Here is a 26,318-nt window from a genome sequence, read left to right as displayed (position 1 = left end):
CATGATTTCCACCACTACCCGTTTAGTGCCTGTGCAAGTGCATTTTGCACGGCATCCTTAAACGCTTGAGTACTGTAGGTCGCTCCCGATACATTAGAGACTTGTGCACTTTGGAGATGAACGACCTCTTGCGGTAAATCAACGACATCTCTTTCCGAATAATGCATACCAAAGTTGGTAATTTCCACATCGGTGATCCTATCATTTTTCAAGGTAACAGCAAGTTGAATGGTTCCTCGGCGATTAGATCCTGTTCCATAGAAAGTCCCGTTTTTATATTTACTGTTGATTTGAGTAATGCTTGAGTTCTCCACGTGATCTTGATTGACAGTTGCAGGTGCTTGCATCGCCCCCGTCGTTTCAGTGGAATAATATCCTGCCGCGTATATCGCTCCAATGGCTGCTGTACATAACACAACCCATTTTGTATCCATTTTTGCCATGAAAAAACCTCCTATCACAAGCATCATCTCTTTAGATGATTATAGGAGGCTAACATTTAAATTTTCTTAAAATGAAGGTCATATGGGAAGCGATTTATTGTTTTTTGGGTAACACAATTTGAAATTCAGTTCCCTTCGCAATTTGAGATTGAACGCCAATCGTTCCTTTGTGGGCCGCTACAATCCATTCTGCAATTGAAAGCCCTAGGCCCGTTCCACCATCAGAACGGCTGCGGCTCTTATCTCCTCGATAAAAACGTTCAAAAATTCTCGGCAAGTCCTCTTCACTGATGCCACTTCCGCTGTCTTTAATGACAATCCGAATGGAGTTGGATATGTGATGACAATTGACTTCAATTATCCCTTCAGGAGGCGTAAATTTTAATGCATTATCCAAAAGAATAATAAATAATTGTCGAAGACGTTGTTCGTCACCCCAAAGTATAGATGGTTCAATCCTTGCACGAATATGAACAAACTTTGTTTCAGCCAGCAGCGTGAATTGTTCTGTGATCTCCTGAAGAAGCTGATGTACAGGCACCTCTGCTTTATGAATTTGGAGTTGATTTGAATCGGTTCTAGCCAACGTCAACAAATCTTCCACTAGATGCCTCAACCGTTTGCTCTCCTTCAGAATAAGGGCAATGTTCTTACTTTCTTCTTCAACGGTATGCTGTGGATGTTTGAACATAAGCTCGGATCTAGTCTGAATGACGGCAATTGGCGTACGCAATTCGTGAGATGCATCTGCGACAAATTGCTGCTGCTTTTCCCACGACCTGCGAATGGGGATGAGTGAGCGTCCCGCTAAGTAGAACCCCGCAAGAAAGGAGAACAGAACTCCAGTGGAAAAACCAATTAGCAGATCTGAACGAAGGGTTGCCAGCATATGATTTGCATCACCGAAGCTTCTCAGAACTACAACATAAGAGACGTGTGGGATGTTTCCTGAAAGTTCCTCTGACATTGAATTTGCAAATCCCAACATTCGATAAGCTCGATTTCCCAAGGTAACACCATGTACAGTACCATCCATGCTGCTCTCTTTTAATTCCACGGCCTCTTTTTCAGAGAACATTTGCTTTGGATATTGATTAAGGAGACGCCCCTTCCCATCCCAAAACAGGTAGGAAGTATCTCGATCTGCATCAGGTTCAGGATGATCTGTCTGCAGCATTTGATCAATGGAGCTCAGTTGCATCGCTCTTGCCGTATTCGTGATGGCTTCATCCGCTTGATGCAGCAATCTGTACTCGATATGCACATAGAGGATAATGCCGAAAATAACTAAGAAAAGCATCAGCACCACCGAATTTAATACAACTAATTGGCGTCGGGTTTTATTAAACATGAGGTTCTCCTTTGAGCAGATAACCTACGCCGCGGATAGTTTTTAAAAAGAGATCTCCTCCATACGGTGCAAGCTTCTTACGCAAATGGTGAACATACACATCGACGGCGGATGAGGCAGAGTCGGAATCGAATCCCCATATCCGTTCAAAAATCTGATCCCTTGACAATATTTGATCTTTATTCCGAAGGAAAAATTCAAAGAGCTCATACTCCTTTGGTGTTAGTTTCAATGATTGCTCATCTACAAAAGCATCCCTGAGACTAACTGCGAGGACAATTGGCCCACATGTCAAATTGCCGTCCAGATCACCGCTGCTACGTCGTCTTAATGCCGCTCTTGCTCTTGCGAGCAATATCGATGTCGAAAAGGGCTTGGTTATATAATCATCAGCACCTGCATCCAATCCGTTAACACAATCCTCGACACTGTCTTTGGCGGTTAACATAATCACTGGCGTTAATACTTGCTGCTTCCTTAATCGCTTTACAATTTCTAAACCGCTCAGAATGGGCAACATAACATCCAAAATAATGAGATCATAACCGCCTTGCTCTGCAAGGAAGAATCCGTCATCTCCCTTTGAGACCCCAGTGGTTTCAAACGATTCGTTATCAAATATTTCTAAAATCGCTTTCAGTAAATCGAGATCATCTTCTACGACCAATACCTTCAAGCTTTACACCTCATGCCATAATAGTTTATACGATTATTTTAACAGAAAATGAACAAACAATTAGTAGACAAAAGAAAAAGACCTTGTACGATTAGACAAGACCTTTTCTACCTTTTTTAGTTTCCAGAAGATATTTTCCATATTGAAGCGGCGTTAGATACGTTTTGTAAAATGTTTGAAATAATTTAGCCTTTCTAAAGGTAATCCGTTGATCGCGGGCATTCATTTCGATAAACTTCACGTTCCCGTCCCTATCTAATCCCAAATCGAATCCAATATCCGCGAGATGAGGAATCTTACCGCCTATATATTGTGCGAGTTGTAAGGCTGATTTCTGAATCGCTTCTTTTGTCTCAATGAACGGAAATCCACTTTCAAGGAAAAGCTCTTCGCAGCGCCTCACTTTTCCTCCTTTTGCAACATTCGTTACATGACGACCTTTTGCCGCAACTTTTCCTACCATACCTGTTATCTTCCAATGCCCATCCGCGCCTCTTTGAACAGAAACGCGCAAGTCGTAAGGTCTCTTTTTATATAAGGCGAGCGGGATGGCTTCTTGAATAATGTAGGTTCTATTTCCAATAAAATTGCGGAGGAATGCCTGCGTTTGCTTTATTGATTTTCGGAGGGGTTTACCTTTTTTGAGATGAATCTCCCATAAACCGCCATTCTTTTTAGTAATTTTTACAATTCCATCCCCGACACTACCCTTCGTCGGCTTGATGAATAAGGTTGAATGGTTGAACATCAATCTTTCCAAATTCAATTTTGAATATGCAACGGTATGCGGGAGAAGCTTTGCAAGCTCTGAATTTGTTAAAAGAATGCGATGGATGCGATGCTTACTGAACCTGTTGATCCGATTATATAAAATCGTGGATTCAGCTAATTTCGATAGCTTTGATGAATTCGCTTTTGAAACCGTAATATCCCGGTTATGTGTTACTCCTGGTATTGTATGCCTTACAAGTCTATATCTCCTGCCATGTAAGGTGTATCCAAGTGCCGTCTTCCCCTTTATCGTATTCAAAGTCATATAAAAGGGCTGTAGCAGAAGCTGATTCGCGGCTTTGTTGTACATGCGTAAACTTTCATATCCAGTCTTGCCCCGAGGAATTCCTTTGAAAGTAGCCCAATCTAATAAAATGCCAATCAGTTGTTTCATGTTGACACTTCCTCGTTCCATATGGTTTCCTACAACACCATATTCAACTTTATTAAATTGATCACGGTGAGTGCCCATGCCATTGGAAATCCTAATGGAACCGAGTGCTTACAATGTCTGTTCAGCATAATGCCGAGCAATTAACTCAAATCGCGTTCACATTTTTTTCCGAATGATGAAATACAATGGAAGTATTTGATCAACAGGAGGACATGATGCCCAATGTCACAACCGTCACAAACCTTCATGAGAGGGACGTTATTCTTATCCGTCTCCGCGTTTATTAACCGCATCCTTGGCTTCATTAGCGGGATGTTCGTAGCCAGGGTGCTGGGTGCGGATGGAATCGGCCTGTTGATGATGGCACATCCCCTGGTTCCGCTGGTCATCACGGTTACGGAGCTGGGTCTGCCAGTCGCAATTTCTAAGCTTGTCGCTGAGGCTGATGCCTGTGGGGATCGGACCAAAGTAAGACGAATCCTGCACATCTCCTTGTTCATCACCGGCTTTCTCAGTATCACATTGACGACCCTCTCCCTGCTCGGCTCGAAATGGATCGCATCTATACTGCTCAGCGATCAACGAGCGTATTACGCCATGCTCGCGATAACGCCCATTGCGCCGATCGTTGCGGTTTCGGCGGTTCTGAAGGGGTATTACCGCGGGAAACAAAGGATGCACACCATCGCCGCATCCGATGTATTGGAGAACACCGTACAGATCGCATGCGTGCTCGCATTGGTACACGTCTTGCTGCCTTACGGCGTTCACTATGCCGCCGCAGGCGCTATGGCCGCCTCAGTGGTTAGCGAAATCAGCAGTCTGCTGTTTCTGCTTGCCAGTTACAAGATGCGCGGAGAAGTCAAACAGCCGGGAGAGACATGGGTTGCCCATCTCCGGAATGGCAAATCAACCCTCGTGGAGCTGCTTCGGATTGGCTTGCCGACTACCGGCAATGGCGTAGTTCACTCGCTCTACGGCGCCTTTCAGCCACTGCTCATTACGACAAGCTTGACAGCAGCCGGCATTGGTACTGCCTTGGCTACCAAACAGTTCGGCATGATCGCCGGATATGCGTTCCCGCTGCTCTTCATGCCCAGCTTCATCACCCAATCCCTTTCCACCGCCCTTATCCCAGCCATTAGTGAAGCGGCCGCCAACAAGAACAGTCTGTTGATGCACACAAGAATGGAGCAAGCCATGCGCCTTGGCCTTTTAATCGGGGCACCGGCTACCGTCATCCTGTACGTTTGGTCCACACCGCTAACCACTCTCATCTATAACGCACCGGAAGCCGGTTTGCTGTTGAAGATTCTAGCGCCGATGTTTTTCTTGCATTATTTCGATGCGCCGCTACATGCCATACTGCTGGGGCTCGGACGTGCAAATGCCACCCTGTGGAATTATGTCATTACCACGGTGTTCAAGATTGCAGCTATTTACGTGCTCGGCAGCCATTTTGGCATCGTAGGAATTGCTTTTGCGCTAGGCTTGAGCATTGTGCTCATCACGATGCTTAACTTCTACTCAATTTCCGGCAGCATCGGGTTCTACATGGATATCCGCATCTATGCGAGAGTCACTTTTTCGATGATCATCATGATGTTTTGCGGGCTTCTGGCGATGAGGTATCTGGATGGCTTGGACGTTCGTCTGCTATGGAATGTCCTCGGCTCCGTCGGCTTCTCCTTGCTTGCCTACTTTGCAGCCCTGTCTTTGACGAAAGCCTGGGAGCGAAGGAGTAGAAGAATCTATTCATAAACGGCAGCCTCGCCTATTTTATAACAAATGCATCTTCGCTTCGGCCATGTCCCAGGACACCGTGTACCCGCTCCCTTTGGCGCAAAAGATCGAAGACGAGGTGTAGAGTGGATCTGCGTCCTTCCGGTAGCCGATTCGCTCGATCACTTCTTCTGAATTGTGACATAGATCGTAGCCGCCGAACGTCATATGCAAGCTGCCCCGCCCATGCGTAAAAGACGCGAGCTCCGTACTGTAATTCATAAACGTCGCGACCGGTACCTTTCCTGTAATAACAGCATGCGCATCCGTCGTTTGCGGTGAGTCGAACCGGCCGTAAGCCTTTTGAATATCGGACAACACTCTGCCCAGATCGTCCAGCTCGACTTTGATCTTCACCTCGTAATAGGGCTCCAGGAGGACATTGTCACACTTCTCCAGTCCCTGCCTGAGCGCGCGAAACGTCGCTTCCCGGAAATCGCCGCCGTGCGTATGCTCATTATGAGCACGGCCTCTCAAGAGTGTAAGTTTAAGATCTGTTATCGGCATCCCCGTCAAGAGACCATGATGATCTCGTTCAAAGAGATGCATCTTTACCAAGTTTTGGTTGCCCTGACTTAAATCCTCGAGATGGCAGGCGCTCTCGAACGTAATGCCGCTGCCCCGCTCCCCCGGCTCCAACCGCAAATGCACTTCCGCATAATGCCGGAGCGGTTCAAAGTGTCCGTAGCCGATTGCAGCGGACAGAATCGTTTCTTTATATAAAATCTCTGGACTCCCGAAGGCGATGTCGAGATGGAAACGCTCTTTCACCAGCTGCTCCAGCACCTCCAGCTGAATAAGGCCCATTACATTGATGTGGATTTGCTGCAAGCTTTCCTCCCAGATAACATTCAAAGACGGATCCTCCGCGTTTAGGATCCGGAACGCCTTCAACACATCCTTCACGTTGAGTGATGCGTCGAATACCACCTTGGACTTCAGTGTCGGCATCATGTCGTAAACCATCTTACCGCTGCAGCCGCCCAGCCCCTGGCCAGCCTCAGCGGCGGAAAGACCCGTTAACGCAAACAGATCACCCGCCGCAACCTGATCAACCGGCTGCATTTTCGTCCCGCTCACAAGGAACAGCCGTGTAATCTTCTCACGGATGGGTTCGTCCCCAAAGGTATACTGGAGTTCATCGCGCACCTTCAGCTTGCCGCTCTGTGCCTTCATGAAAGTTAGCCTAGTCCCGCTGCCGTCGTGACGAATTTTATATACGTGTCCTCCGAAAAGAGCCTCAGCCCGCGCGTTATAATGCGTTGTCGTTAACAGGTGCAGCTGATCAAGGAACTCAACCACTCCCTCATCCTGCAACGCAGATCCCCAAGCGCACGGAAACAGCTGCCGGCTCCGAATCATCGTTTGCAGCTCCTGAAGCCAGAATGCTTGATCCTCCGTATTGGCCAGGAACGCCTCTAGCAGCCGCTCATCTTGCTCCGCTATGCTTTCCAGCAATGCCTCTCCGATGGATACATCTGTTAGAAGGCCGGTGATCTCGCACACATCGCCCGTCAACTGCTCTCGGATGTCAGAAAGTACTTTAGCGGTATTCGCCCCGCTTCGGTCCGTCTTATTGATAAACAAGAATGTTGGGACGCGGTGTTTATGAAGCAGCTCCCAGACCGTCTCGGTGTGACCTTGGACGCCCTCCACTGCGCTGATGATAAGAATAGCGTAATCCATCACCCGCAAGGCGCGTTCCATCTCCGGCGAGAAATCGACGTGACCTGGCGTATCAATCAAATAATAGGTTGTTTCTTTATACGAGAACACAGCCTGGTCGGCGAACACCGTAATGCCTCGCTGCCGTTCAATGTCGTGGCTGTCCAGGAAAGCATCCTTATGGTCCACCCTTCCCCTTTCTCGTATGCTCTGCGTATGGTACAGCAGCTGCTCGGCGAAAGTGGTTTTGCCCGCATCCACATGCGCGAACAAGCCGATCGTCTTCTTGGTCATAGTAACGTTCTCCTTGCTTACGACGAGTTGTCTTTGCTTCTCTTCCTATTATTTCATTCCCCTTGCAAAATGGGAAGAGCACTCTTCCTTCTAACGCAGTACTACATAAACCTAGTACTTCCTAATGTCGGCTTTTGCCTTGTATAATTTGTAACAACAGCGTGAAACCCAATAATTAGGAAGGGAGCATTCCCCCTTGAATCCTGAAGAACGGCTAGATCATCTAGAAATGCGAATTGCGGAACTTGAAAAGGAAGTACGCGAATTAAAAACGAATAGAGCTTCCAAGCGGATAGAAAACGAAGCAAATTCTCATCCAAGGGCCGCGGAAACCATTCCTCGTCGGGAGACGATAAGCATTAGCGAGAAAAAAGAAACCGATTGGGAGCATCTCCTTGCAAGGGTATGGCTGCCCCGCGTGTTCATGTTTGTTCTTTTAATCGGTTTGATCTGGGGCTTTAAAGCTGCGGTGGATGGCGGTTATATCACAGAAGAAATGAGATGTATCCTCGGCCTGCTTGCAGGCGGTGCGTTCATATATCTAGGAAGACGGCAATATATTCGAAACCGACCTTTATTATCCCAAGTTCTTTTGGGAGGTTCTATTGGCATTTTCATGTTAACCACTTTTGCCGCTAATTACTTGTATGATTTCATCAATGCGCCGCTCGCTTTTATGCTCAATGTACTTTGGACGGCACTGGGCCTTTGGTTCTCCTATCGGTACAAATCACAAGCTTTAGGCGTTATGGCCAGCATCGCTGGCATTCTCACGCCATTCTTAGTGAACGGCGACAATCCATCCACAGCCTTCTTTGTAGCGTATGAAGTCCTCCTATACGTCAGCTTTATGCTAGTTGCAATGAAACAACGCTTTGTCATTTTGTTCTATACGTCATTTATTTTGATCCACCCGGCCTTTTTGATTTATGGTTTAGGTGCGTATTCCTCTGAACGTTGGCTGGCCTATGGTGTACTCATTCAGCATGCTATGCTGCTTGGAGCGGTCTTGCTTAGACAAGGAGTTCTGAGCCATCCATTACGTGTCTTGGCAGCCAGCTTCGTCCTGACAGCACTCTGGTTTAAGTTTGACTTGGAGGACTTGGAAATAAATGCAATCCTGTTAGCCTTTTCGCTTATATATAGTGCGTTATCTGTTTACTTTTGGAAAAAGAATGCTCGAGAAGCTCTGCCCTTCTCCCTTGCAATTGCTTCGTATGCCTTACTTTTCTTTACGATGAATATGGTTAGAAGCGATGCGGCGATTGGACTGTTTATGGTTGAGGGTTTTGTTGCTCTTGCTCTTGGACTTGTCATTCGATCGTTATGCCAGAAAATTAACGGACTGCTCATTTACCTTTTAAGTTGTCTAGTTGGATTAGCGTATTTGGCAAAAGGAATGCCGGCTCTCGCTTCAACGAATACCTTTATATGGATTGTTTTGCTGGTTACGCTAGCTGGCATTGTAGTCCTTTTAAAGAAGTACCCCATTGGAGAACAAACGAAAATAATCAGGAAATTGATTTACTGCGGGCTTGGCCTGTTCATCTTATTCTTTATCACAGATGTAACGACGGCTTTAACGGTGAACGTCAGCAAAAATGTACAGCACTTAACCATTTCATCTGCATGGGTGGGCTATGCGATCACCGTCTTAGCCTATGGTCTGACAAAAGGGATCAAACAAGTCCGCCTTGCTGGTCTAGCCTTACTGTTTTTAACGTTAATGAAGGTCATCTTTTTCGACCTCCCCACTGTTTCGATCGTCATCAAAGCTGTACTATTCATTGGACTTGGCGGCATTGGCGTTTTGCTTTCTCGCTTTTTCTATAAAAAAGAATGATTGCTATTCCGCCTTTTTCACAAACAAAGAAGCTGTCCCTGAGCCATTCATCTCGGCACTAGGGACAGCTTTTCAAGCTGTCATTTAAATTAATTGTGACTTGATAAGTAGATTCCTGACCATCAAAGCGATTTCGGCGCGAGTAACATAGGCTTGGGAAGCCAATATTTTACCATCTCTGCCAGTTACAATACCCGCAAGCAGCGTATCGGATACGCTCTCTTTGGCCCATGCGGCGACTGCATCTGCGTCAGCAAATTGGCTGAGCTGTGCGCCAGCGCCCTGTCTTTGCAGCTTATCTTTCAAACCGCTGATGGTCATGGCTTTGGCAATGATCATCATTGCTTGCTCGCGTGTGATCTTGTCATTCGGGCGGAACGTGCCGTCCTCGAAGCCATCGATCAAGCCATAGGCGTTTGCCGTGCGAACAGCACTTTCATACCACACGCCAGTTGGAACATCGCTGAAGGGATTGGCGCCTTCGCCATGCTTCAATCCCAGTCCACGTACGATGACTGCTGCAACCTCTGCTCGCGTAATGTCTGCATCCGGCATGAAATCCGAGTCGTTTACGCCTTGAATGACGAAACGCGAGCCCATATCATTCACCGCGTCCCTCGCCCAATGCTGTTCCATGTCCGCAAAGGTCACTGGATGCCAAACAACCGAGTATGTGCTGTTCGTCAGGCTGTTGATTTTCGCATAATAGGTGCCGTCGATTTTTTCAATCTTGGTAGGAACATGCCTTGTTGTACCATCTGGCTCAACGACGAGCCCCGTTGTGATTTTGCCGGCATCCATACCATCTGGCAGGGTGATGGTTCTCTCCACATAGACGGAATATCGTGGAATTTCATAGGATTTGCCCTGATGCGTCAGCTTCACGGTGAAATCCACGGGATGAACGACGAGCGAGAAGCCTCCTGCCTTCGCAGCATCCTCCGCCAACTTCACCTTATCCGCTTCGCTGTCTGCAATTTCGAGTTGCACCTCTACATGCTGAAGATCCGAACCGATTCCTACTGCAGCTGCCAGCTTGGACAAATCCAACTCCCGGGATGGAAGTTTGTAAGAGGCTTTCGCCGTTTTCATCTCAAGTGTTGCTCCGTATTCGTTCAGCTTTCCGATGTTTTCACCGGTTAATTTGGCAATTGCTACGTCTGATTCCTTGTTCAGGATCAAGGTCACTAAGGCGTTCCAGCCTTCCGCAGCAAGCTTATCGGAAATTTTCTGCTGGTCCAACGCCAAGGTGGCTACTGTCCGATCGTTGACTTTCGTTGTAGACAAGGTTCCGATCTTTTCAGCCTTCCCGTTCACATATACTTCAATGCCTTGAGGCTCAACAAGCAACAGTGCCGCAGCTCCGGATTCGGGATCAGAAGCGCGTGTGACGCTCACCTCGTAATATTTAACAGCCAGTCGGTTCTCTGCGGTTACCTCTACATAGATCACTGTCGTCCCGCCAGCCGTTAGATGAATCGTTTCCGTTCCTGTCACTTCAGCAGAGAAGCTATCGTTCGCATACAGTTTGTAGGTTGCTCCTGCGGCTGGGACGATATCTCCTGTGCTAATAACCGATTGGTTATTGGCTACATAAACTGCCCATTTCACCGAGTCCGTTGGCGTGTCTCCGTTACCGCCAGCAGGCGCGGTTGCCGTCTTGCCCGCCACGCTCCTTAGACCGGCGTCGCTGCTGGGTGCCGCGGCACGGGTAATCGTTATCGTATAATACTGCACCGTAATGGCGTCCTCCGCCGTTACCTTTACATAGACTGCGGTTTCTCCAGCTTCGGTTAACGGGATCACCGCGTCCCCGCTTACTTCCTCGGTGAAGCCGCTATCCGTAAAAAGCCGGAAGCTCGCGCCGGTTTCCGCTGCGATGTCCGCCCGGCCTATGGCCGATTTTCCATAGGGCACGTAAATGGACCACGTCACCGTATTGTCCGCAGTCCCACCGCTGCCGCCACCAGGCGCGGTATCCGTCTTGCCGGCAAGACTGATCATACCGGCGTTCGTGCTAGGCGGAGCTGCGCGGTATACGGCCACCGCATAATATTTCACAGTCGCCGCATCTTGCGCCGTGACGACGATATACAATTCTGTCGCTGCTCCTGAGGTTAACGGGATGACGTCAATGCCCGTCACCTCGTTAGTTAAACCTTCGTCCGTATATAGCTTGAAGGTCGCATTGGTGGCCGGAACAACATCGGCTAGTCCCACAGTGGACTGACTGTCTGGCACATGAATTGACCATGTTATCGCGCTCTCCGCCTCCGCTCCGCCGCCGCCGCCGGGCGCACTGTCCGTTTTGCTCGCCACACTGGTCAGACCGGCGTTATTGCTGATCGCGGAAGCCCGGTTAATGGTAATCGCGTAGTACTTTACCGTAATGGCATCCTCCGCCGTTACCTTCACATAGGCGGCTGTTGCACCGCCTTCGTTCAGGGAGATTGTCCCGCTCCCGGTCACTTCGGATGAAAAGCCGCTGTCCCTATACAGCTTAGCTTTAGCGGCTGTCGCCGGCACGACATCTGCTAGCCCGATGGCAGATTTGCTGTTCGGCACGTTCACGGACCACGCCACTGCATTGCCGGCGTTACCGCCGCTTCCGCCCCCTGGTGCAATGTCCGTCTGGCCAGCCACACTGGTCAATCCGGCATCCGGTGACAGAATCGTCATTTGATAAACCGCATTGTTGTTCATATCGGCAAAGAAGATCGTTCCGTTGCCATCGACCTTCAAGCCATGCACGAACTTTTGATCTGTTTGAATGTTGTAAACGTACCCGTCGCTGCCAAGTTTTCGGACAACAGGATTAAGCGAGTCAGGGACATAAACGTTCCCCATTCCATCCACCGCTATCCCCTGTGGATAGTTGAGTTCCAGGTATTGCTCTTGCATGTTTGGAAATGTAGGATTCTTTCCTTTGAGCGTGCTTATTTTTCCTTCCAAATCAACCTTGCGAGCATTCTGGTTGCCAGCATCCACAATGTAAAGCGTCCCATCGACATCAACCGCCAGGTGCAAAGGCTGACTGATTTGAGCCCCAGTCGCCGCTCCGCCGTCTCCGGAATTCCCGTCAACGCCTGTGCCGACAATCGTGCTGATCATGCCTGTGTTTTTATTCACTTGACGGACTCGCGAATTAGCGGTATCGGCTATCAGTAAATTTCCGTCTTTATCGAGTGCAACACCGTAAGGGAAGTTCAACTTGGCCGATGTGGCAGCTATGCCATCACCGTTATAGCCTGCTTGCCCCGTGCTCGCGCCTGCGACCGTACTAATTTTCCCATCTGCGCTCACCTTACGGATCCGCTGATTGTTGCTGTCCGCGATGTACATGTTTCCACTTCCGTCCATCATGACATCAGTCGGCTGATTCAGCATAGCCGAAGTGGCGTCCCCGCCGTCCCCGGAGAAACCGCCTGTTCCCGTTCCCGCGACCGTACTGATGTCGCCGTTAGCCGCAATTTTGCGAATTCGGTGATTTTGGGTATCCGCGATATAGGTAACCCCGCTGTCCTTGTCCCGCCAAATCCCGGAAGGCCCGTTCAATTTCGCCGCAGTTGCCGCTCCTCCATCCCCACCATATCCCGCAGTTCCTGTACCTGCCAGCTTGGTGGTGCCATACGTCACAGTGGCTGCCTGTCCTGTTTCAGGTGTGAACACTGGCAGCATTAGCAGCAAGACTGCCATGCAAAGCAGTAACTTTCCTATCCATGAACCCTTTCTCATTTTGTCAGCTCCTCAAGTTGATATACGTTTTGATACTTCCGAATAAGTATATCAACGAGCTTTGAACGGATTCTGAACATTCGAGCAGTTGGCAAAAGGTTGTGCTTTTATGTTGTATAAGGATCTGGAAAGTTCAGAATACTAGCAAAGGTTTTTAAATTCCCTAAGGAGGTCTTTGACCCTATGCAGCAAAATTATTACGGAGCGTCCCCGCAACAAATTGTGTCCCAGTGTGAAAATCTAGTCCAACAATTAACACAACAAACCCAACAAGCATCCATGCAGTACCAAAATTTAATGCGACAAGAACAAGCCAACGCTGCTCAACTTGAACAGCTTGCTCAACGTGAGCAGCAAGCGGCGCAAATTATTCAAACTGCACTCCAAGGGCATCAAACAGCAATTCAACAACTTCAACAGATTTCGAATTTATGCAGCCAATTGTCCAACGCCCAAACTCACCAAACTCATTTTACGCCAAATTATCAAATCAACACTCCGTATAATCAGTCCTCTCGAGAGTTCAGAAACAATCAATCGTTCATGTAAACATACAATTGCCAACGAGCTCGGCTAAAGCCGAGCTTTTTTAATGATTCTACCTATGAAGAGTAGGATCAAGCTATTGTCATACAAGCCGTTTCCTTGACATAAAAATTGAAGGGCAGTGACTTTGATCGAGGAATGGTGTCCTCCCATGAATGTAATTCTCAGCTTTTTTATTCTAGGACTCTCCCTTGCTGCCCCTATCGGACCTATTAACGCCGCTCAATTGGACAAGGGGATCAAGCAGGGCTTTTGGCATGCGTGGCTTGTTGGCGTCGGCGCTATGCTCGCTGACGGCCTATTGATGCTGCTCATTTATTTTGGCGTCATTCATTTTTTAACTACAGAATTCATGAAAACGTTTCTCTGGTTGTTCGGCTGTTTCGTTCTGCTGTATACCGGTATTGAAAGCTTGCTTGGCGCTAGAAAGACACAAGAAATGCAATCCCGAAGTGCTGATACACTAGCCAAATCGTTATTTTCCGGTTTTTTTATGTCCATCGCCAGTCCACTTACCCTTCTCTTCTGGATTGGCATTTATGGCTCAATTTTAGCGGAAACGATTGCCGTTTATGATAAAGATCATGTGCTGCTTTATACGGGAGCCATGTTTTCAGGCATTCTCCTATGGGATATTGCCATGGCTGCATTGGCAAGCACTTTCCGGCGTTATTTAACGCCCAAATCTCTTGCAGTTATCTCCGTGCTTTCCGGCCTCTCGCTGATTGGCTTTGGTGCTCACTTCGGATTAAAAGCGGTTCATGCTCTGTTCTTTTAAAATTCAGGTTATCGCGCGCCTTCTTTTTTTCTTTCGAAAATAACCAGTTCTCTAGCTTGCTTTTCTCCGGAAGTGTCACCTCGTCTCCATTTCCGCGTCATCCATAACGTTAAGCAACTGATGACGGCAATAAAGAGCAAACTAACCCAGAAACCCGGTCGGCTTGTACCATGGAACACCGTTCCGACAATCGCTGCAAGAATGAGGACCATGCCGGCCACCCGCTTGATTTTTCCCCAGACGGATAGCTCTAATAAACGGCCAGCAGATAAGAGAATGAAGAGCCAGTTGTATAACAGCATGATACCGGCTGCGGTCGTGATATAAGCATACAAGCTGTCAGGCAAAAGAAGAGCCATCACCACGGCGCAACCGATGCCGCAAGTTGTAAAGCCTATTGCATAGACAGGCAATTTTCTGTTCCCATTCGTTGTCTTGGCAAAGATGGGCGGAGCGTCCCGATCTTTCGCGAGTGTGACCATAATCGTTGTAATTGCGAATAAGGAGGCAACCATCGTAGAAAACCCTGCAATGATGAGAATCGCATTAAAGATGTGCGGAACGAGCGGTAGATCATACTGGCTTAAAGCAAGCTGGAAAGGACTTTCTTTTGCCTGCAGCCGTTCGGCTTTGAGCAATGTCAGAGCTAATGCTAGGGAAGCTATATAGATAAAGGCCAATCCACCGATCATAACTTTCCCCGATTTCGGCATTTCCTGCGGATCCTTTAACCTCAACGTCATCATCCCTAATATCTCTATCCCGCCAAAGGCATAGAACGCATAAATAAACGCAGACCAAATACCAAGAGAACCATCCGGCATATAAGCTTGCTTCGTTGTCGGAAACTGTGGATGTCCATTTCCTGGAATCCAATGTAGAATCGCACCAACAGCGATTAGAAGAAACATTAGGATCGCGGAAATTTTGATCAGTGCAAACACATGCTCCGCCCTTTCAAACGGCTTACTTCCCAATAAAATGACCCCGAGTCCAAGGACGGCGTATCCGACAGCCAATATCCACATCGGAATAGCGGGGAACCAAATTCTGGTGAATAGGGATAAAGCGGTTAATTGACTGCCCATAATAAGCAGCTCCGAGCTCCAATACACCCAACCGCTGCTGAAGCCAGCCCATCTTCCGAATGCCTTTTTGGCGTATACGCGGAAAGAACCTTGCTGCGGGTCAGCCGCGGCCATTAGGGAAAGAACATCAAAGACAAGATATGTCCCGGTTGCAGCGAGCGCGAATAGAATCATGGAGGTGCCGCCAGCCATTTGCATCGCCATACCTGAACCTAAAAAATAGCCTGTACCGATCGTACAAGCTACGCCAAATAAGGAAAGTTGCCACCATGTCATCGAACCTGATTTCTCAGAATTATTGCGTTTACCCATTGTTCGGCCTCCCTTTACATTGCCCGAGCTTCAAAACAATGCTAGTGTTTGCCTTACCTGCAATTTCATGCATGAATGTATCACAAGAATTCTGATCAGTGTAATAGGAATTATGCCGGAAGGAAATACTATCTGACGATCTAATTCTTTCGAGGAAAGTCGGTGCCGTAACAAAGTGGAATCTAAAAAGACAAGGGATTTAATTGCAATTGCGTCCATTCCGCTGATTATGACTCTTGGGAATTCCATGTTCATTCCAGTTCTGCCTTCCATTCGAAGCGAATTGAAGATTAGTTCGTTTCAAGTCAGCCTATTAATTACGATTTACTCCGCAGTCGCCATACTGCTCATCCCTATTGCCGGATACTTCTCAGATCGTTTTGGTAGAAAAAAAGTGATTATTCCAAGTTTAGTTCTCGCCGGCATCGGAGGCTTGATTTCAGGACTCGGAGCTTGGTGGATGGACCAGCCTTATGCCATTATTATGATCGGCCGCTTCCTTCAAGGAATTGGCGCCGCGGGAGCATTTCCTATTGTAATCCCCTTAGTAGGGGATATGTTTAAAAGCGATGACGAGGTAAGCAAGGGGCTGGGTTTAATAGAAACTGCCAATACATTCGGCAAAGTGCTTAGTCCTATTCTTGGCTCTGCACTTGCTCTTGTTGTCTGGTTTCTTCCCTTTCTGGCGATCCCTGTTCTGTGCGCCGCTTCACTCGTTATGGTGGTTTTCCTTGTTAAAGTACCCGACGATAAAAAACAACAAGCTCCCCTTCCTTTCAGCACCTTTTTTCAGAGCCTCATACACATTTTTAAAAAGAAAGGGCGTTGGCTGTACGGCATATTCGCCATCGGCGGTATATGCATGTTGGTTATTTTTAGCACGCTATTTTATTTATCCGATATCCTGGAGGATGAGTATAATCTTCACGGCATTCTCAAGGGTTGCGTTCTTGCAATTCCGCTTGCTGCGCTTTGTTTGTCCTCGTATTTAACGGGTAAAGTCATCGGTAAAAATAAACCGCGAATGAAATGGATGAATTTCGGAAGTATTGTAATCATGACGGGGACGCTTATCTTATGCGGACTGGGCGGTTCTATTTTTTTGCTCATGGTGTGGATTAGCGTATGCGGAATAGGAATTGGCGGAGCGCTTCCTTGTCTAGATGCCATGATAACCGAAGGGATTGAGAAAGAGCAGAGGGGCAGCATCACCTCGATTTATAGCTCGATGAGATTTATCGGCGTTGCTGCTGGACCTCCCCTGGCCTCTGTCTTAATGAGGGCTTCTACAGCTGCGATGTTCTACACAATTTCAGGTGCATGTCTCATAGCGGCTGTTCTTGCCCTTCTAACGATTCATCCTTCCAAGAATGCTTAGCATCTATTCCCAAGCTTGTCGGATTCCTTAATCGAATCGATATGTCCAAAATCGTTCTGTTCCGAAGCGCGTCTGGATTTCCTGATCGGTTAATTGCTTGCTGCCTAACAATTCGGCGGCTTGGAACTGGGACTTATGGGCTTGAATCGACGCCATCTTCTGTTCAAGAAATTCCTTAACGTCATTAACAATATCGGGTTTGCCGATCACTTGTTCGTGATTGTTAGCGAACGCCATGCAATGCACGGTTGGCCTTCGGTCGGTCGGCATGCGACCAACCGTTCGGATGACCGCCGCCCCGCATGCGTTGTGATCAGGATGAACGCTTAGTGTCGGATGGAACGTGATGACTAACGAAGGGTTCAACTCTTCTAGGAGTGCTTCGATGCTTCCATCTAACTGCGCTTTATTCTCGAATTCGATCATTTTATCGTGAAATCCAAGCAATCTGAGATCCCGGATGCCAATGGCACGGCATGAGGCTTCCAACTCCTGTTTACGTATAGCGGGTAAAGAAACTCGGTTGGCAAAAGGCGGGATCCCCATGTTGCGGCCCATTTCTCCTAATGTCAAACAAGCGTAAGTAACGCCTGTCCCTTGCTTAAGGTGCATAGCAAGCGTACCGGACGCGCTGAATGCTTCATCGTCAGGATGCGGAAGCACAACTAAGATATGTCGTTCCATTTGATTCAAATTCTCCTTTACGCTAGAATAGCTCTCGGCTTAATTGTAAAGCCACAATGAGTTTCCCCGCCGCATCGTGCCCAGCAAGGATAAGTCTTTCGGACTCCGTCTCTTCATAGTGGGTTAGTCCCTCGGAATACACCCAGCCCTGCCCGGTTTTCAAGCCTACGCGATAAGGTCCGTCTCCGGAAATCGAGCCGTGCGTATAGCGAATCATGGCGTTTGAAATGAAGGTCGCGGCTGGGTGCTTCGTACGATCCAGATGAGCGGCGTAAGCTCCCGTCGTCATCTCAAGATGGATATATAACTCCTGATCGATAAAACGATCAATCAATTGCTGGACTTTGGTTTTGTCGATAAGCTGCATGTTCTTCCCTCGGCTTTCGGATTGGTTGACTTAACTTACTTGTTGGTCTGGCCCAGCATGTGATCCACAGACTTACTGAGCTGGCTAAAAATAAAATTCGGCGCGAGCCTGCTCAGCATTTTCAAAGCGTTGCTCTGCCCTGGCCGGATTTCGTAGTGATCACGCTTCATTCTTGTGATCGCAAAACTCACCATGTCAGCAACTGGCATCGCCTTTGAACCTGCCATTTCTGCCGAATCGAATGCATCCACAAGCGGCGTTTCTGTCAGCGGCGGAGCCAGCTCAAATACTTTGACGCTGGTGTTTTTAAGCTGTGCTCTGAGTGAAAGCGTATAGGAATGAAGGCCGGCCTTCGCTGCGCAATAGATCGGCGAAATCGGAAGAGGCACGAACGCAAGTCCCGATGATACATTGATAATCGCAGCCGACTCTTGCCTTTTTAGATGCGATAAAAATTGCTGTACCATCCAGATAGGACCACTGAGGTTCGTTACGATCTCGCTATTCAAATCGTCCTGGTCGTTACCCGCCATATGAAGATTGATTCTTCGCATAAAACCCGCGTTATTGATCAAGACGTTGAGTTTAGGAAATTGACTCACCACCGCCGCATACAAATCTGCGATTGCTTGCGGGTCTCCCGCGTCGCTCTGAAACGTGTGCACCGTTGGCAGCTTTTTCTTAGCGGCATCAAGCCTTGCTTGATCCCGCCCCGTGATAATCACAGTATTCCCTAGCTGCAAAAGCTGACTTGCAAATTCAAAGCCAATCCCGGATGATCCGCCTGTAATAAGAACCGTATTGCCGCTCATTTTCATCAGATTCCAACCTTCCCTTTCATCTCCAACGGTAACGTACTTCATACCAGTAAGTGTACATGAAGTTTATACAGATAGAAAGGCATCTTACTGGATTTTTCCATTCACAGCAAAAAGAGATGACCATATTGGGTCATCCCTTTTTTTTGATGCGCTTGATGCCGCTTTCCTGATATCCTTTTAGATATCAATCTGCGAATCTATACAGTTGTTCCCTTGTAAATGTCCATTCCGGGGAGTTTAGCTTCCCCTCAAACGCAGTGGAATACCAGGGATTCCCTTTTCCGTTACTCGCATTCTCCAGAATGTGTATATCTTGTGCAGGCGTGAAGCCCTGCGCTAAAATAAAAAGCTTTTCACCGGTCTTGGGGTTCTGAGCCATGTCCAATACGACTACGGCATGTCCCGGCGTGCCCCCTTCCAGAAACACATCCCCAACCTGCATCTCCGATAGCGGCACTTGCTTCATTTCCTTCGACAACGACAGTGTTCCCGCATACGCAAACACCATGTTCAGATAACTGCGAAAGACCTCATAGCTGTCGGATGGCGTTCCCTTTTTGATCCACGAGACCTTGTTGCCGGTAACTTCAATCCGATTCCCTTTCCTCCATGTCGCATAATCAGCTTTAAAGCCATTTGTAAAATTGAAGTGAATCTGATCATGCTGGCCGCTGCCATACAGGTACTCCGCTCGCAGCCTCATCACCGCATCAGCGCACTGCTGCAGATCTCGATCCCCCACATCCACATCGAGCACAGCTTCGTAAACCTCGTGAGCTTTAAGCTCCCCATTAAACAAATGCACCTTGGTGCCATGGGGCTTCAGCGGAATTTTTCGCAAATAATCCCCATAAGACCCTTCCTCTGCGGGAACTCGTTCATAACCGTTTGGCACGGCTATCCGTTCCATCACATTCGTTCCATTCGCGTGGATTAATTGTTGTTTGTGAGAGTTGGTGCCCCTAGTCGTACCCGCCGCTGTCATCCGTTCCTCGCCTGCTGAGCAAGAGCTTAGCAGCAGTGCAGAAAGGGCTGTCACCGTCACCCATCTTTTCATCAAAAGCAACTCCGTCCATAGGTAATTATCTTTATTCACTATTATTGGTAAATTGAGTTGTCATTAAATAGACGATCCTGCGAGTTCCTGGTTCACATTGGCCTTGCAGCATTACGCAAGCCAACGGATCAAGACTTTGCTGATCGGCTGAAAAACGAAAGATATGAAATCCAACGGATTAGGCAGCTTCATCCGCAAACTGTGTGCGATGCCCAGTATGGATCCAAGCAGCAGCAAGCCACAGAAGATCATGAAATCTTTGCGCTGTTTTTTCTTCCAAAGTGCCGGAATTTCCAGCAGTCCAATGAGGGCAGAAGCTGCGAGTATCATTGCGATTGACCACATGTGTTATCACTCCTCTGCCTGTTGGACCAAGGGATCGGTCACGGTGCCGACGCGGCGAATTTTGACCTCGGTATGCACATCGACCGGCAAATGGAGAAATAGCTCTTGCCAGTTTTGATGATGCTGGCTCCAGTATTTGGGATTGGCGCGATAAATGGCATCGCCGAAGCCGAAGATGTCTACTTTATATTTTCTGACTTTTTGGATAACGGACTCGATGATGTTGTTCACCTCGCGCTCCGCAATCTGCTCCAGCTCAGCGATCGTTTGAGGCTCCATAAGATCGATCTTGCATTGGACTTCCCCCACGTTCTCTTCCACAAAGATGTCGATCGAGATTCGCGGTTCATCATTGACCACATCTCCCCTCATCTTCGTTTTCGTGCGCACCACATCAAGCGCAATTATGCCTCCGGATGGACATGAAATCTCCCCAGCCGTGCTTACGACATTATCGGTCACGTAGTTGTAGCCTTTACTGTCTTCCTCATTCAACCAGCCGATCAGCTTATCTTTCTTGAAAACGGCCAATCCCGAATTTTCCAAAATCGTTGTCGCAGCAATTCGGTTTATACTGCTTTTCTCATCGCCTCTGCGGGGGTCCCCTTTCAACACGATCCCCGGCAATACCGGATCTTTGCCTTCCGTTTGCAGATCGGTAACCAGTGTATCGAGTCTGACTTCTACGGTAGGCGCCCATACTTTAGCCGACATTTCCAAGGTCGAAAACAGCTTGTTGGCAGGAATTTTCTCAATGGAGGTTAATGTATTCAAAATGCTCTCAGCAGTCGCATTTCGGGCAACCAAAATGTAAAAATCCGCCCGCATCTCATGGTTTCGCGAAATCCCGTCCAGAATCGGCATGATGCCCTCTCTGGCCAATGCTTCACTAATGACAAGAACACGTAGATGGGACGAATAAACTTTGCGTGGACTTTGATTCGTTAATTTCCTCAGCGCTTCGAAAATGGTTTTTGACGTAGTCTTGAACGAGCTTACAGGCGTCGTTAAGCCCGTCGCCCCTTGCTTGGAAGCAACTTCGCCAGGATTAACAATTTGCACCGTGACTTGAACACCGTCCTTGGTTTTGTCAAAGCCCATGCCGACGGCAATGGCCAAATCATTCAATTCACGTCGGCTCCAACAGCCTGACAGGACGATCATCATCAGGAAACAAACGATGAACAGCATGATAGGCTTGCGCATACCGCGGCTCCTTTCTATAAGCTCAAATTTTCTGCTTATTCGAGGGAACGTTGTTCTCCCGGATGTTGTTTTTCTGACTGAGGAGTCTCGGTCTTGTGACTAATGCCCATAATGGGAACCGAAAGATCGTATCTTTCTGGTCATCCATAATAAATGGAGCCATCGGCGACATATATGGAATACCGAACGATCTTAAACTGCACAGATGCAGCACGATGGCGATGATCCCGACCGTGACGCCGAACAATCCGAAGGACGCGGCAAATAACATCAGCAGAAAGCGCAAAATACGGAGTGAGATCCCCATATTGAAGGAAGGGATGGCAAAGTTAGCGATGGCCGTTATGGCCACAATAATCACCATCGCTGGAGACACAAGCCCTGCTTCAACCGCTGCTTGGCCGATTACAAGGGCGCCAACAATGGATACGGCTTGTCCGACGGTTTTCGGTAATCGTACGCCAGCCTCGCGAAGAATCTCGAAGGTGACCTCCATGACGACCGCTTCGATAAACGCCGGGAAAGGGATTCCTTCCCGCTGCGCGGCAAGACTGATCAGCAGAGAAGCCGGCAAAAGTTCTTGATGAAAGGTCGTGATGCCGATATAGAGCGAAGGGGCCAGCAGCGAGATGAAAAAGCAAACAAACCGAAGGAGTCTCAGCAATGTCGCAAAATCTGCGCGTTGGTAATAATCTTCGGCCGATTGATAAAATTGGATGAACAAGGCGGGCGCCATCAACACAAAAGGCGTGCCGTCGACTAGAATAGCGATTCTGCCTTCCATTAAGCCCGCGGCAACGACATCCGGACGTTCCGTATTGTATATCGTCGGGAAAGGCGAGTAGGAATCATCTTGAATCAACTCTTCGATATTTCCGCTTTCGAAGATGGCGTCGATGTCGATCCGCTGAAGCCGCATCCTCGCTTCCGTGACCAGCTTCTCATTGGCAATGCCGTTCATGTACATCAAAACGACTTCCGTACGGCTCACGCGGCCGACCGTTATCGCTTCCACCCAAAGATTCGGATCTTTGATTTTGCGCCTGATCATCGCCGTGTTCGTACTGATTTGCTCCGTGAAGCCTTCCCGAGGTCCTCGAACGACGGATTGCGTTGACGGTTCCTCCACGGTGCGGTGCTCCCCGCCTTGGGTTTGTGCCGCAAACCCTTGCGCAAATCCATTCAGTAGAATAATGGTTTGTCCGGTTAAAATGGACTGATACAACGCTTCAAAGTCGGAAATTTCACGTGCTTGGCCAAGCGTGCTGATGGCATTGCGGATCGTGTTCAGCGTGAAGCCGGCCGAATCCGTTTTCAGTTGTTCCATAAGCAAGTTTTGAATCAAAGCTCCGCTAACGAGGCCTTGAATGTAGATAAAGCCGATTTCAACCGGTTCTTCCGCATCCCAGTGAATTGTCTGCATTACGATATCGCCGCTGTGTCCAAAAACCTCCCGAACCCTCTCGAAATTGACAGCAATAGCCTCCGATAGTGAATGAACCGGCTGCATCAGATCCGGAGGAAGCAGACTGGCGTCCACAGAGAAGTAGCTGCTGTGCTGAAATAGCCTTTTGAAGAAACCCAATGTTTTCCTCCCCCTACTCAAGCTTTCGCCTGGCCCGTTTTCTTCCGAATGCGTGCAGTGATCAGTATGAGCAGAGGGTACAGCCCTCCAGCAGTCAGCGCATACGGGATGAACGATTCGGAATCGAATTTGGACATATACGCAACGTTCGGATAAACAACCAGAGAATACACGACCAGAATCATGCCCAGCGGCATTGTCAGGGGCCGATAATCGTCCATCCTCAAAAGTTGGGCCAGTCCTATGACGAAGCTGTAGAAGTAAAAGGTTAATTTGAAAAAAACGGTTAGAAACCAGATCCCCGCGATGAGAATTTCCACACGTTCGAAGAAGTTGCCGATATTAATCTCCTTGGCGAGCACATAGCTCGGATACATCAGTCTTTCGGTCAATTTGGTGCCCAGCACCGCAACGCACAGGAACGTGATTACGACGAAGCATAGTCCGCCGAAAAGGGTGCCGAGCAAGTAGGCTTTCTTGGCTTTGCGAATCTGGATGACATGAACGGGATAGATCATGAACAGAACGATAAAAGGCAGAGAAGACGTGCCGGCCACTTCCAAAGCCGCTCTCACCAGCCCCCCTCCTCCAGAAGAGTATACAGGCTGCAGCTTCTCAACTTCTATTTCCGGTAACAGACACGCCACTAACACTATAAACAGAATGATGATCCATGGAAAAAAGATCTCTGCTGCACGAGCAATCGTTTCGAGACCTAGCCGCACGCCCATAACGACGACAAGAGCAAACAGTACATTGATCGCTTGAATCGGTGTATCGGGCATCACTTGAGTCGTGACGAAATTGCCCATATAAAACAAGACCGTCGTGGCTCCGACGAAGGAGAAAAAAATAAATCCAAAAGAGAACAGCTTCCCCAGCCATTTGCCAAACAATTGCTCGTTATAGGCGATTAATGTCATGTTCGGGAAACAACTGCCAACTTTGTTGTATAAGCAGACCATTCCTATATTCAGACTAACGCCAAGCAGCGCGCCTATCCACGCATCTTGTTTAGCCGCCGCTGCAAGGCCTGACGGGATGACCAGAATGGTTGTACCAATCGTAAAGATCATCACAATGACGGCAAATTGGTTAACGGATATTTTGACATTTCGCATCATAATGATTTCCCTCATATTTCGGTTCCATTTTCTGATAATATCCCCATAATCACACATATCATGAAAAAAGCTGAGTTGCGGTAGGCATATACCCCCAAGTCCCAGTAGGATATTGGAATTTGGCATTGTAAATTCTTCCTGTAGTTTGCTGCTTTTTAACAAAATTATGCGAATGCGAGCAAGACAACAGGGCCAGCCCGTTCCAATAGGAAAGAGCTGACCTATACGAACAATGCTTATTTCCTAAGCCCAAGAGGCTACGCTCGTCGCTACTTCAGTCCCGCGGGTAATTAAGTGCCATAATGTCCATAAATGGGACTTTTATTACTTCTGCCGCTTTTTGAACGTGAACTTTGCCTGTCCTTGAATCCAAGTGAATAATTTCACCTCGCAGCGGTTCTTCCCATGCCCAGATCGTTAATTCTACTTGTGATTTTTCGTTGTATGCTTCCGTTATTTGATTTCCAAGTTCCTCTAATACAAACTCATCACGAGTTGGTCGCTTGGGGATCTTTGCTTTTGCCATAGTTGGAACCTCCCATGTTTTTTGAACCGACGATGAAGGCGGCCATAAAAGAAAAATGGCGGCACGAGATAAACTCCCTGACCGCCATTTCTTTATGTTACCGTTTTTTCATCCTGTGAGCAAACCTCATTTGCTAGACGCCATTGTCCACATCGACTTCTGATTTATTTCCAAAACCACTTCTCATACGCCAAATAACCAAGGAACGAAATGACGCCCAAAGAGATATTCAAACAACCGGCGATGACCGCCACTTTTTTCTCTTTAGGCATATTGGCTTTCCCATAATTCTTCACATCGAAAACCAAAATAAGCAGCCCCGTGATCAACAGAAGTAAAATCGTATAATTGTTAAAGGTAATCATTGGCGGCCGATTCCTCCTTAATTGGTTTTCGTTCCAACACGTCTAATTTTAATCTGAAGTGTGAGATCAAGGGACATTTCCTTATACTGTTCCTCCCACGCTTCCTTCGTTTTAACTTCCTTGTTCCAGTAAGCAGGCTGCGTCGCGCGCACATATTCCCCGAAACCGAAAATATCGCTGCCATTCTTTTGCGTCTGCTGGATTAATTTTTTAAAACCGATCGTTCCGTCTGATTGAATTTTTTCCTCCAACTTCTTCAAGTTTTCCTTTGTAATGAGGACATTTTCATTCGATTTTTCAACTAAATCACCCTCGATTTGACATTTAACGAAGGCATGAACCTTGCCATTTTGGATGGTTGTCGTTATTTTTGCCTTCCGATGTGTAGATTTGAAGATGACCATTGTTTTTGAGTCTGGCATTTGCAACAGAACCTTGTACCCTCCTGGGTTGATTTCCTTGATTGCCATATAATGTCCGATTTGCAAGGCTGTTGTGGTGCCGACCATGATATCGTTTTTAAAATAAGCCATCCCGGCGATTTCAATGTTGGATTCCTTCTTTAATACCAAATAAGGAATCATGCCTTCTTTCCCTTTGGAAGAACTGGCACTGAAAAAAACGCCCATAAAAATGTTGGGAAGCTTGCCCATCTCTCTGGCATGCTCCAAAGTGGCTAACAAATACAACGTCGGTACACGTTCTAATTGCGGTGTGGCATTCATAATGTCAGCCGCGCTGCCTTTGCATACAACCATCCAAACGGTTCGTCTGACTTGCGGTTGCCTGCGAAAGAAGTCGTTTTCATTCTCAATTCCTTTTTTTGCGACGTCTTCCGAGATGACAATGACCCGTAAATGGCCTAAAAATAACTCATCTGCAAGCTGCTGCTGAAGATTCGTAATAGCATCCTCTACGGTGTATCCGACACTGGATAAAACCCAAACCGGTTTTGCTCCGGCAGGTCCACCTGAACCGTCTCCAGTCCCTAGCGGAATTCGGCCAGGGACAGCAATTTGAACAGTGATACGAATAAGTCCCTTACTGCTCTCGGTATCCGGCTTGAGAATATGCGTGGAATTGCTGGTTTCCTTTTCATCACCCGGTTTCGCACTATCAATGCCAATCGCCAGCACGACGGCCCGATCTTCGATCTCCAGTCGATCCCAGCAGCCAGTCAGC

Annotated in this window: 23 protein-coding genes; 5 read left to right on the top strand and 18 right to left on the bottom strand. The window is 47.8% G+C overall.

The window, feature by feature from the left end; genetic code table 11:
* Positions 1 to 14: 14 nt before the first annotated feature.
* From EJQ19_RS04175 to EJQ19_RS04160, 4 genes are all read right to left on the bottom strand, one after another.
* A complete protein-coding gene (locus EJQ19_RS04175; RefSeq protein WP_126139942.1) occupies positions 15 to 443 on the bottom strand; it encodes an FMN-binding protein in 429 nt (142 codons plus the stop codon).
* 94 nt (positions 444 to 537) lie between these two features.
* A complete protein-coding gene (locus EJQ19_RS04170; RefSeq protein WP_126139941.1) occupies positions 538 to 1,794 on the bottom strand; it encodes a sensor histidine kinase in 1,257 nt (418 codons plus the stop codon).
* Positions 1,787 to 2,470: a response regulator transcription factor gene (locus EJQ19_RS04165; protein ID WP_126139940.1), complete on the bottom strand. Its 684-nt coding sequence runs from the start codon at positions 2,468 to 2,470 to the stop codon at positions 1,787 to 1,789. The genes EJQ19_RS04170 and EJQ19_RS04165 overlap by 8 nt, the downstream gene beginning before the upstream one ends.
* Positions 2,471 to 2,561: 91 nt before the next feature.
* Entirely contained in the window at positions 2,562 to 3,635 is a 1,074-nt protein-coding gene (locus EJQ19_RS04160; protein ID WP_164716307.1) for a YheC/YheD family protein, read from the bottom strand.
* Between the two features lie 222 nt (positions 3,636 to 3,857).
* Between EJQ19_RS04160 and spoVB the strand changes: the two genes are divergently transcribed.
* Positions 3,858 to 5,396, top strand: coding sequence for a stage V sporulation protein B (spoVB, locus tag EJQ19_RS04155; RefSeq protein ID WP_126139938.1), 1,539 nt, complete (start codon positions 3,858 to 3,860; stop codon positions 5,394 to 5,396).
* Between the two features lie 18 nt (positions 5,397 to 5,414).
* Here spoVB and EJQ19_RS04150 read toward each other — a convergent pair whose 3' ends face one another.
* Positions 5,415 to 7,376, bottom strand: coding sequence for an elongation factor G (locus tag EJQ19_RS04150; protein ID WP_126139937.1), 1,962 nt, complete (start codon positions 7,374 to 7,376; stop codon positions 5,415 to 5,417).
* A 196-nt stretch (positions 7,377 to 7,572) separates the two neighbouring features.
* Here EJQ19_RS04150 and EJQ19_RS04145 point away from each other — a divergent pair, with 196 nt between their 5' ends.
* Positions 7,573 to 9,219, top strand: coding sequence for a DUF2339 domain-containing protein (locus tag EJQ19_RS04145; protein ID WP_126139936.1), 1,647 nt, complete (start codon positions 7,573 to 7,575; stop codon positions 9,217 to 9,219).
* Positions 9,220 to 9,303: 84 nt separating this feature from the next.
* On the opposite strand, the gene EJQ19_RS04140 is transcribed toward EJQ19_RS04145, so the two are convergent.
* Positions 9,304 to 12,915 (bottom strand): NHL domain-containing protein, encoded by a 3,612-nt coding sequence (locus EJQ19_RS04140; RefSeq protein ID WP_164716306.1) that lies wholly within the window; start codon positions 12,913 to 12,915, stop codon positions 9,304 to 9,306.
* Between the two features lie 222 nt (positions 12,916 to 13,137).
* Here EJQ19_RS04140 and EJQ19_RS04135 point away from each other — a divergent pair, with 222 nt between their 5' ends.
* On the top strand, positions 13,138 to 13,503 hold the full coding sequence (locus tag EJQ19_RS04135) for a hypothetical protein (protein ID WP_126139934.1): 366 nt from the start codon (positions 13,138 to 13,140) through the stop codon (positions 13,501 to 13,503).
* 148 nt (positions 13,504 to 13,651) lie between these two features.
* Positions 13,652 to 14,278, top strand: a complete 627-nt coding sequence (locus EJQ19_RS04130) for a LysE family transporter (protein WP_126139933.1) — start codon at positions 13,652 to 13,654, stop codon at positions 14,276 to 14,278.
* A gap of 8 nt (positions 14,279 to 14,286) precedes the next feature.
* Here EJQ19_RS04130 and EJQ19_RS04125 read toward each other — a convergent pair whose 3' ends face one another.
* On the bottom strand, positions 14,287 to 15,678 hold the full coding sequence (locus EJQ19_RS04125) for an amino acid permease (protein ID WP_126139932.1): 1,392 nt from the start codon (positions 15,676 to 15,678) through the stop codon (positions 14,287 to 14,289).
* Positions 15,679 to 15,853: 175 nt separating this feature from the next.
* On the opposite strand from EJQ19_RS04125, the gene EJQ19_RS04120 reads away from it, so the two are divergent.
* The gene (locus EJQ19_RS04120) at positions 15,854 to 17,056 is read left to right on the top strand and encodes a bacillibactin exporter BcbE (protein WP_126139931.1); all 1,203 of its coding nucleotides are present in this window, start codon (positions 15,854 to 15,856) and stop codon (positions 17,054 to 17,056) included.
* Positions 17,057 to 17,083: 27 nt separating this feature from the next.
* On the opposite strand, the gene bshB2 is transcribed toward EJQ19_RS04120, so the two are convergent.
* The 11 genes from bshB2 to EJQ19_RS04065 form a co-directional block, all read right to left on the bottom strand.
* Positions 17,084 to 17,740, bottom strand: coding sequence for a bacillithiol biosynthesis deacetylase BshB2 (gene bshB2, locus EJQ19_RS04115; RefSeq protein WP_126139930.1), 657 nt, complete (start codon positions 17,738 to 17,740; stop codon positions 17,084 to 17,086).
* Positions 17,741 to 17,762: 22 nt separating this feature from the next.
* Positions 17,763 to 18,107: a YojF family protein gene (locus EJQ19_RS04110; protein WP_126139929.1), complete on the bottom strand. Its 345-nt coding sequence runs from the start codon at positions 18,105 to 18,107 to the stop codon at positions 17,763 to 17,765.
* 35 nt (positions 18,108 to 18,142) lie between these two features.
* Positions 18,143 to 18,925, bottom strand: a complete 783-nt coding sequence (locus EJQ19_RS04105; protein WP_126139928.1) for an SDR family oxidoreductase — start codon at positions 18,923 to 18,925, stop codon at positions 18,143 to 18,145.
* 187 nt (positions 18,926 to 19,112) lie between these two features.
* The gene (locus EJQ19_RS04100; RefSeq protein WP_126139927.1) at positions 19,113 to 19,985 is read right to left on the bottom strand and encodes a DUF4846 domain-containing protein; all 873 of its coding nucleotides are present in this window, start codon (positions 19,983 to 19,985) and stop codon (positions 19,113 to 19,115) included.
* Positions 19,986 to 20,096: 111 nt separating this feature from the next.
* Positions 20,097 to 20,330, bottom strand: a complete 234-nt coding sequence (locus EJQ19_RS04095; protein ID WP_126139926.1) for a hypothetical protein — start codon at positions 20,328 to 20,330, stop codon at positions 20,097 to 20,099.
* Positions 20,331 to 20,336: 6 nt separating this feature from the next.
* Complete coding sequence (locus tag EJQ19_RS04090; RefSeq protein WP_126139925.1) at positions 20,337 to 21,536, bottom strand: Ger(x)C family spore germination protein; 1,200 nt, start codon at positions 21,534 to 21,536, stop codon at positions 20,337 to 20,339.
* A gap of 22 nt (positions 21,537 to 21,558) precedes the next feature.
* Positions 21,559 to 23,121, bottom strand: a complete 1,563-nt coding sequence (locus EJQ19_RS04085; protein WP_241242724.1) for a spore germination protein — start codon at positions 23,119 to 23,121, stop codon at positions 21,559 to 21,561.
* Between the two features lie 17 nt (positions 23,122 to 23,138).
* Positions 23,139 to 24,245: a GerAB/ArcD/ProY family transporter gene (locus EJQ19_RS04080; protein ID WP_164716305.1), complete on the bottom strand. Its 1,107-nt coding sequence runs from the start codon at positions 24,243 to 24,245 to the stop codon at positions 23,139 to 23,141.
* A gap of 274 nt (positions 24,246 to 24,519) precedes the next feature.
* The gene (locus tag EJQ19_RS04075) at positions 24,520 to 24,771 is read right to left on the bottom strand and encodes a YolD-like family protein (RefSeq protein WP_126139923.1); all 252 of its coding nucleotides are present in this window, start codon (positions 24,769 to 24,771) and stop codon (positions 24,520 to 24,522) included.
* A gap of 164 nt (positions 24,772 to 24,935) precedes the next feature.
* Positions 24,936 to 25,136, bottom strand: a complete 201-nt coding sequence (locus EJQ19_RS04070) for a CLC_0170 family protein (protein WP_126139922.1) — start codon at positions 25,134 to 25,136, stop codon at positions 24,936 to 24,938.
* Positions 25,137 to 25,153: 17 nt separating this feature from the next.
* Positions 25,154 to 26,318 (bottom strand): Ger(x)C family spore germination protein (locus EJQ19_RS04065; RefSeq protein ID WP_164716304.1); only part of this gene is annotated, 1,165 nt, incomplete at its 5' end.

The organism is Paenibacillus whitsoniae (genome assembly GCF_003955665.1).
In the GTDB taxonomy this organism is placed as follows: domain Bacteria; phylum Bacillota; class Bacilli; order Paenibacillales; family NBRC-103111; genus Paenibacillus_E; species Paenibacillus_E whitsoniae.
This window is presented reverse-complemented; position numbering and strand designations above follow the sequence as displayed.

Coding starts and splice junctions, on each gene's coding strand:
- EJQ19_RS04075 (WP_126139923.1), bottom strand. CDS start 24,771: ATGGCAAAAGCAAAGATCCCCAAGCGACCAACTCGTGATGAGTTTGTA.
- EJQ19_RS04170 (WP_126139941.1), bottom strand. CDS start 1,794: ATGTTTAATAAAACCCGACGCCAATTAGTTGTATTAAATTCGGTGGTG.
- EJQ19_RS04090 (WP_126139925.1), bottom strand. CDS start 21,536: ATGCGCAAGCCTATCATGCTGTTCATCGTTTGTTTCCTGATGATGATC.
- spoVB (WP_126139938.1), top strand. CDS start 3,858: ATGTCACAACCGTCACAAACCTTCATGAGAGGGACGTTATTCTTATCC.
- EJQ19_RS04130 (WP_126139933.1), top strand. CDS start 13,652: ATGAATGTAATTCTCAGCTTTTTTATTCTAGGACTCTCCCTTGCTGCC.
- EJQ19_RS04095 (WP_126139926.1), bottom strand. CDS start 20,330: ATGTGGTCAATCGCAATGATACTCGCAGCTTCTGCCCTCATTGGACTG.
- EJQ19_RS04080 (WP_164716305.1), bottom strand. CDS start 24,245: ATGATGCGAAATGTCAAAATATCCGTTAACCAATTTGCCGTCATTGTG.
- EJQ19_RS04125 (WP_126139932.1), bottom strand. CDS start 15,678: ATGGGTAAACGCAATAATTCTGAGAAATCAGGTTCGATGACATGGTGG.
- bshB2 (WP_126139930.1), bottom strand. CDS start 17,740: ATGGAACGACATATCTTAGTTGTGCTTCCGCATCCTGACGATGAAGCA.
- EJQ19_RS04150 (WP_126139937.1), bottom strand. CDS start 7,376: ATGACCAAGAAGACGATCGGCTTGTTCGCGCATGTGGATGCGGGCAAA.
- EJQ19_RS04140 (WP_164716306.1), bottom strand. CDS start 12,915: ATGGCAGTCTTGCTGCTAATGCTGCCAGTGTTCACACCTGAAACAGGA.
- EJQ19_RS04100 (WP_126139927.1), bottom strand. CDS start 19,985: ATGAAAAGATGGGTGACGGTGACAGCCCTTTCTGCACTGCTGCTAAGC.
- EJQ19_RS04070 (WP_126139922.1), bottom strand. CDS start 25,136: ATGATTACCTTTAACAATTATACGATTTTACTTCTGTTGATCACGGGG.
- EJQ19_RS04135 (WP_126139934.1), top strand. CDS start 13,138: ATGCAGCAAAATTATTACGGAGCGTCCCCGCAACAAATTGTGTCCCAG.
- EJQ19_RS04175 (WP_126139942.1), bottom strand. CDS start 443: ATGGCAAAAATGGATACAAAATGGGTTGTGTTATGTACAGCAGCCATT.
- EJQ19_RS04105 (WP_126139928.1), bottom strand. CDS start 18,925: ATGAAAATGAGCGGCAATACGGTTCTTATTACAGGCGGATCATCCGGG.
- EJQ19_RS04110 (WP_126139929.1), bottom strand. CDS start 18,107: ATGCAGCTTATCGACAAAACCAAAGTCCAGCAATTGATTGATCGTTTT.
- EJQ19_RS04160 (WP_164716307.1), bottom strand. CDS start 3,635: ATGAAACAACTGATTGGCATTTTATTAGATTGGGCTACTTTCAAAGGA.